Annotated in this window: 6 protein-coding genes; 2 read left to right on the top strand and 4 right to left on the bottom strand. The window is 36.8% G+C overall.

From position 1 onward, the window contains the following. The 4 genes from AC2JBO_RS41885 to AC2JBO_RS41870 form a co-directional block, all read right to left on the bottom strand. On the bottom strand, positions 1-1423 hold a 1423-nt coding region (locus AC2JBO_RS41885; RefSeq protein ID WP_496959538.1), incomplete at its 3' end, for a CHAT domain-containing protein. Continuing rightward, positions 1420-2643, bottom strand: coding sequence for a DUF1822 family protein (locus AC2JBO_RS41880; protein ID WP_496959537.1), 1224 nt, complete (start codon positions 2641-2643; stop codon positions 1420-1422). The genes AC2JBO_RS41885 and AC2JBO_RS41880, both read right to left, overlap by 4 nt. Positions 2644-2682: 39 nt before the next feature. Beyond that, positions 2683-4107 (bottom strand): sigma-70 family RNA polymerase sigma factor, encoded by a 1425-nt coding sequence (locus tag AC2JBO_RS41875; RefSeq protein ID WP_496959536.1) that lies wholly within the window; start codon positions 4105-4107, stop codon positions 2683-2685. Between the two features lie 417 nt (positions 4108-4524). Further along, positions 4525-4818 carry a helix-turn-helix domain-containing protein gene (locus AC2JBO_RS41870; RefSeq protein ID WP_496959535.1) on the bottom strand — a complete coding sequence of 98 codons (294 nt, stop codon included), beginning with the start codon at positions 4816-4818 and terminating at the stop codon, positions 4525-4527. Between the two features lie 664 nt (positions 4819-5482). Here AC2JBO_RS41870 and AC2JBO_RS41865 point away from each other — a divergent pair. Together AC2JBO_RS41865 and AC2JBO_RS41860 are read left to right on the top strand one after the other, a co-directional pair. Further along, complete coding sequence (locus tag AC2JBO_RS41865; protein WP_496959534.1) at positions 5483-6229, top strand: RNA polymerase sigma factor; 747 nt, start codon at positions 5483-5485, stop codon at positions 6227-6229. 38 nt (positions 6230-6267) lie between these two features. Beyond that, on the top strand, positions 6268-6467 hold a 200-nt coding region (locus AC2JBO_RS41860; protein ID WP_496959533.1), incomplete at its 3' end, for a DUF1822 family protein.

The following is a 6467-nucleotide window of genomic DNA, read 5'->3' as shown; positions in this document are numbered from 1 at the left end:
AACGCTGTATATTTTCGATAACTTGAGCTAAAGTCCCGTCTGATAAAGAAAAACCTTGCCTTTCTCGCACGTCTTGAGATTGTACATCAGCTTCTGTCACCGTGATAACCACAATACGGTCATCTGGTTTTTCCGCAGGACGAACACGCATAACTTCATCGAAAGCACCAAGTTCCCACGACTGCATTAACCCACTACTACGCACTCCCACAGTTACAGCAGTTATAACCAAGCTGACTTGTAGTACGACGCTCAAAAAAACATGTTTGGGCAAATAAGTCTTGGATATAAAGGGTTTGCTTCTCCAAACTAGTGGTTCTGCTGCTGGGTTTTGACAAATTACGGGTAACCAACTCGCACAAGGGTATTCATTTTCTAGTCCTTGTAATCTTGCTTTTGCTTCCCGCACTGACATATATAAAGACTTACCAGTAGCGAATGCTTCGAGAAAGTTTTTCAAAAAAGCTTGTGCTATCGCATCTGGTATCGGTTCACGCATGACTATTATTTGCCCAGTGTGTAGCGACGCTAAGTCACGCGCGAGTCCCAAACCATCACACGAATTAAAGATTGCTAGACCTAAACCATGCGATAAAGCAGCTTTTAAACTGTTTTTTAACTGTGGAATTGTTAAAGTATCGGTTTTGTTTATGTGTATTACACCTGTGTCACCGTTTGAATTACTAGAACTATGTCCAGCAAAGAAAATAATATCCCACCCTTGTTTATCCCAAAGATAATGGTCTAACTCTCGACGTTGGGGTTCTACTAAAAATACAGTTTCGGCATTTGTGACTTGCTCTAATATTGCTCGGTCTTTTTGGACATCAATACCTTCACTGTTTCCTAAAATTCCTAAAATCCGCATTGGACGAGTTGGGTTTTGTGCAGTTGGTTTAAAATATTCAAACTCTCTTGAACTTATACACACTGCTGCACGAGGGTAATCTTCAAAAAAATCCCACAAGTCCCAAGGTATTCTCCGAGCTTCTTCGTTCTCCGTCTCAAATATAAACTTTATTTCATCAGCCGGCGCCAGTTTTGTGCGTAATTTGTGGTTAACATGTACAAACGATAAAGATTTAAACCACAAATTGATGTGATACTGCAATTGATCACATAAGCTACTAAATTCTATTAAAGAAACATTCGTAATGTCTTCTTCTTCGATTTCAATATCTATATCATCTACTAAATTGAAGTTTCTAACTTTTCGCCATCTATCATTATAATGCGCTTCATTAATCAAACAATAAAGTAGTTGCCAACGTCTATAAAGCTCTGTAATTTCTGATGCAGCTGGCAAACTTCCTACCAATTGTATTGGTATGTTTGTAATATTTTCCCATAGCTGTACTGTAACAGTCGAAAAGCCCTGTCTAAAATCACCTTTTCCTAGATTTAATACGACCAACTTAGTCATGGCGATTTGCCGATAAGCACGTCAAGCGTAAAAGTTTCTTTTATTACTATATCTCCTAACACCAACTGAATCATGAAAGATTTTCCTGAAGGAAGCTTAAATCTTTTCAACTGGATGTAATTGTCGTGACTTCTAGAAACAACTTCCTGTATTACGGCGCCGGAGTTTGTTAGTAAAGAAAGTTTTATACACGCAGGTAAGTAATATTCCTCTTTTGTAGGATATAATTGCACGCGCATACTAATTTTGTCATCTATCTCAGGAGATAGACCCATTAAAAGTACAACAGATTTATTGCCTAACTGCATTCCTAAATCGATTAACTTGGCGCCTTGAACACGATGAGTAATTGCAGTATCATCGCGAAACTGAGCAGCTAGAATCGTTTGTTGTGGATTTAGTAAAGCATCAATATGTTGCCAACCTGCTTCAAAAACATCTTGCAACCACAAGCTGAGATTTGTAGTTTGATGGTTGTTATTACTGAGTTCGCTTGTTCTGTATTTATGTAATTTACGTCTCAAATCATCAGATGCAATCAAAGTACACCACTCATCAAAATCGCCATACAAACGGGGTGAGTGAATATTTGGCTGACTAAATATATGTAGTAATTTTTCCGAGTGTGAGGTTAAAGTTGTTAATGGAGGTACATGGAAATGTGTCTGTGAGTGTTCGCGCGCGACCCACATAATATTTAAGTCTTCAATTAGATAGTCTCTATCCAAACAATATGTTCTAGATATATCTTCTAATGTGGCATGATTATTAAGTTGTTGATGTGTAGTGTATCCCCATACTCGTAAGCATGATTGTTCTAAGTTTACCTGCACAGCTAAATAATATTGTCCTGCCCAATTTGGGATGTTAACCCATTCTACTGGAACCTCAAATTCCAACATGTTGCTTTTATCAGTGGGAATTAGAACGAGTTTAGTCTCATTGAGAGTAATAGTACATCCGTTAACTACTTCCCAAAAAGTGGGTAAATCGTTCCAATTAGGAATTTGAAGTATATTGCTAAACTCTGAATCCTCCTTCAGAAAATTTACAAAAGTCTTTAAAGACAAGTAATTTAAAAAAGCACGCCAACGCGCGGCTGGGGTAGAATAAGATTGTGAACCAGTTTGTTGCCACGCATATTCTTTGTCTTCGGGTGATAGCGTCAGCCACAATTGTTTTGGATAGATAGTCTGTAAATCACTCAAGTCGTAATTCATATAGTTTATATTTGGAGTTCTTGTTTGGATTTCTTTTATTTACCGTGAAATATTTTGCTTGATTAGCCAATCATCAATAAAAGCAGCTATTTTATTATTGACAGCATCTAATGCATTCAAGCCAAGCTGCATACTGGTTTCTATTTCTGTTTTAAAAGCATTTATAAGAATTTGTTTGATATTATCATTATTATCAATATCAATAATATTGTTCTCAGAAACTCTATCTAGAGAATCAAAAAATAGCTGCTTTGTATATACCTGTAGACAATCGTCCATAGCGTCCTTGATAATTTCAATTTTTTTGTCATCATACACATTAACTTCTGGATAAAATTTCTGCCACTTTTGAATCAAACTATTTAATAAGTTTCTCGTGTATCTTCCTAAATAGCGAGCAACTTGGTACTGTTTTTGTATATCTGTGTACTTAGAACTAACAGCGATAGCAATATCACTTTGGGTTAGGTTCAAACCATGCCAGAGTTTGAGCATAATTTGTCCTTGTTCTGGTAAAGTAAAAAATAGTTCTTCAATAATCGATTGCACTTCTTGCCATTCTTCGTTTTGAATAAGATTGTCGAGAAGAGTCGGAGTGTAATCAGTAGTATTAATATGCTCATCAAGCTGTGAAAATCTTTTAGTCCGATAATCGCGCGCTGCTTGGACACAAGTTAAGAGAGTTTCTTGAATTTGAGCTACAGTTTGCGATTTGAGATTTAGCCGATTACAACGCTGATTATAGTTAGAGGTGATTTGTTCTATATGTAGTTGTATTGGATTAAGCGCGCTTTTGGGTTGATATTGTAAGGGTTGGCAAATATCATCAAAGCATTGCCAAGTCAGGGAGTAAAAATTGAGATTATTTTGATTTATCCCTTTTGCCAACAAAGCTTCTTTAAGCTCCTTACCCGTTAAATCTTTGAGTAAACCATAGTCAGAAAACTTTTCCCTTTTCGCTTCAATATCCTGAGCATAAATTATATTACCAGTGAAACGTAAAATAGCGACTCTAGCATAAGCGTTTAAATTAGCTTGAGGATGTTCAACGTCAAAACTTTTAAACAACTTCTCTGGGGGGTTGATAGCAGAATTGGCTATTTGAAACAACTCATCAAGTGGATATTTATGCCGAATAAAATTAAATTTTTGTAAATTTTTGTATGCTGCCCATAAACAAGCTTCCTGCAAGTAGGACAATAAATGTGCCCTGGCTTTGACAAAACATTCTGTAGATTGCGTAGATGTAGACGCTTGCTTTACAGATTCTGGTGCAGCTTTGACAACTTTAACAAAATGGTGTGCCCAATGCTCTGCTTTTACCTGCGGCTCTCTTTGTATTAATCTTTTAATATGGCGTTCTAGCTGTAAATCTGTCTGCCAAATCAGATTAAGACGCTTGTTAATTCCTTCAAACATCAAAAACGTCGAGAATTTTTGCACGGTATCTTCACGTTTCTTCACACTTATCCTCCGATAGCACTGAATCGAGCATGAATCAAATTAGATTTATGGTCAGTACCAACATTAAATTTTAACAAAACTTTAAGTAGCACCATAACTATGAGTATACTTTTATGCAACATAGAAAGACCCCCAATGTCCTATTTACCTATGGGCGCCTTTGAGGAGAGAATATGCAGTATATCAAAAAAAAATTTCCACAGTTATAGAGGTGCCGACTCTCCAGCGTCCCAATTCTTTGTATAATCAAGCACACAGTGCCAACAAATGTTGTTGCAAACAAATAGATATAACAAAATAACTGATAAAAACCCTGTTACATCCGTCACATATATAATTCGTAGGGTGCGTAACGCTATAAAAAATTTTCAACGAAGCGAATAATCTTGTAGCGTTACGCACCAGAAACATCGAATCTTAGCGACTCCTAGCAATAACTTGCTGACAGTTAGCAGCAAACTTTTCAGCTTCAGAGTGCTGTGAGAACAAACGTTTTACTATTTGAAAATTTCGTAACGCTTCAGCATACCGACCTTGACTATAAAGCTGTAAACCCTCGCGGTATTTTTGAGAAACTATTCCCTCGAAACTCCAAGATGCTTTTAACATCTCTAACCCGAAGTTATAAACAAATCTCCTGAATCCTGCCATGCCTCGCATTAAGGAAGTTTCCTTGTTGTTTAATTTCAATTCTCTCTTTAACGCGAACATCTTGACTAACACCCTTATCCCCAGTACTTTAGTTAGAATATCCTGGCATTCTAGTTAAGTCAAGAAAGGGCATGAAATAATGCTTACTGATACTGCTTGGAATGATTTGAAAACAAGGGCTAGGGATAAAAAATTAAGTGTAAGTGAATATGTTGAAAGGTGGATTAGGGGAGCTTGGGAATCAGAACCTACTCATAATAAGTAGGTATGATAAAGTATGGTAAAGTTTTAGACACTAGTAAGTCTCCTCAACTGTCGCAAGGTTTTTATGCTGACTCCAAACTTTTCCTGTGGGATGGGCATCAGGGTAGGGTGTTGACTTTGTGGGAAATGGGCGCCCAAAAGTTCATACAGTTTTTGTGTCTAAACTAAAAGCTCTATAACCCTTATCCCATAAGCTTTTAAAGCTAGTACTATGAAACACGTATTATGTATGAGTAAAAATTGCTCAAAAACCCTTAAAGTCAACACCCTAGCATCAGGGCGGTTCGGGATGCCCATCCCACAATTGCAGATCAAAACAAATATAAATTTTTCTAAATAATCGAACTTTTGCATAAAACACCCCCGCTTGCTCAGAGAAGTAATCATAGGCAAAGCTAAAGAGCGCACCTGCGTATATTAAGTACAAACACTTATATATAGCCATACATAGATGATTACTATGATGACCTTAGACCAAACCCAACCACAGTCTAACGACCAACCGGATAAACTACAGAGTTTAGCAATACAAGTTCAAAACCAACCAGTCAATAGTCCCCAAAGATATCGCGCGTTGACAATGCTGCTTCAAGAACTCTGGAAACAGCCGACAATCGGATTATTGCGTTCTATTTTGAAAAGTCAGAATTCTACTTTGCCGAATGGTCTATTTGAAGACTTATTCAACGATGCAATTCAAGAAACGGTCATTGCAATTAGTCGAAACATTCATAAGTACGACTCTGAACGGCCACTGTTACCTTTGATTTGTACAATCGCCAAGAACAAGTTTAGTACCCTTCGCAGGAAGTATTCTAAGTACGGAGTTACACGTGTTCCTAAGTCTAAAGACAAGAATCGCACGAACTCTACACCAGGTCAGGTCATATCTTTGGATGGATTAGACGATTATATACGCGATAACTTGATGGGTGAGTTGTTATTGAATGGTGTTGATGAGTCGGCATCTAGCTGTGATTTACTGAAGGAATTATTAACTGATGACCCAGATGATATTTTGAAAAGTTATCATGTGAGGAATAAACCTGATGTGACTTTTCAGTATATAGCTATATACTTATATATAGAGGAATATAATATGCAACAGCTAGCTTCGGAGTTAGGAATTTCCTACCAAACCCTAAATGCTTTCTTCAAAAGAACATTAAAGAAGCTAGAACAATATTTTCGAGAACATCTACAGTAATAAATTTAATAGGTATTAATAAAAGCTAACAAGGAGTAATGATGAACACTACAAATACTATTGACGCTTTAACTTTTACAGTCAAACTTTCTTTTAAAGCGCATTCACTAGCTCAAAAATATAGTCAACTGCAAAACCGTCCAAATAAAGCAAAGCAAGTTTATTTAAATACTTTAGCAATTTATGCAGTTGAGCATTATCTTCAATGTCTGGGTTTTCCGACTAATTGGGAAGGGAG

Source organism: Calothrix sp. CBUCES-K 9914 (assembly GCF_059640475.1).
The sequence above is the reverse complement of the archived record's forward strand: the minus strand, read 5'-3'. Positions and strand labels throughout refer to the sequence as shown.

What these genes read in the sequence shown, in the direction of transcription:
- AC2JBO_RS41870 (WP_496959535.1), bottom strand. Translation starts at nt 4,818, where the DNA reads ATGTTCGCGTTAAAGAGAGAATTGAAATTAAACAACAAGGAAACTTCC.
- AC2JBO_RS41880 (WP_496959537.1), bottom strand. Translation starts at nt 2,643, where the DNA reads ATGAATTACGACTTGAGTGATTTACAGACTATCTATCCAAAACAATTG.
- AC2JBO_RS41865 (WP_496959534.1), top strand. Translation starts at nt 5,483, where the DNA reads ATGATGACCTTAGACCAAACCCAACCACAGTCTAACGACCAACCGGAT.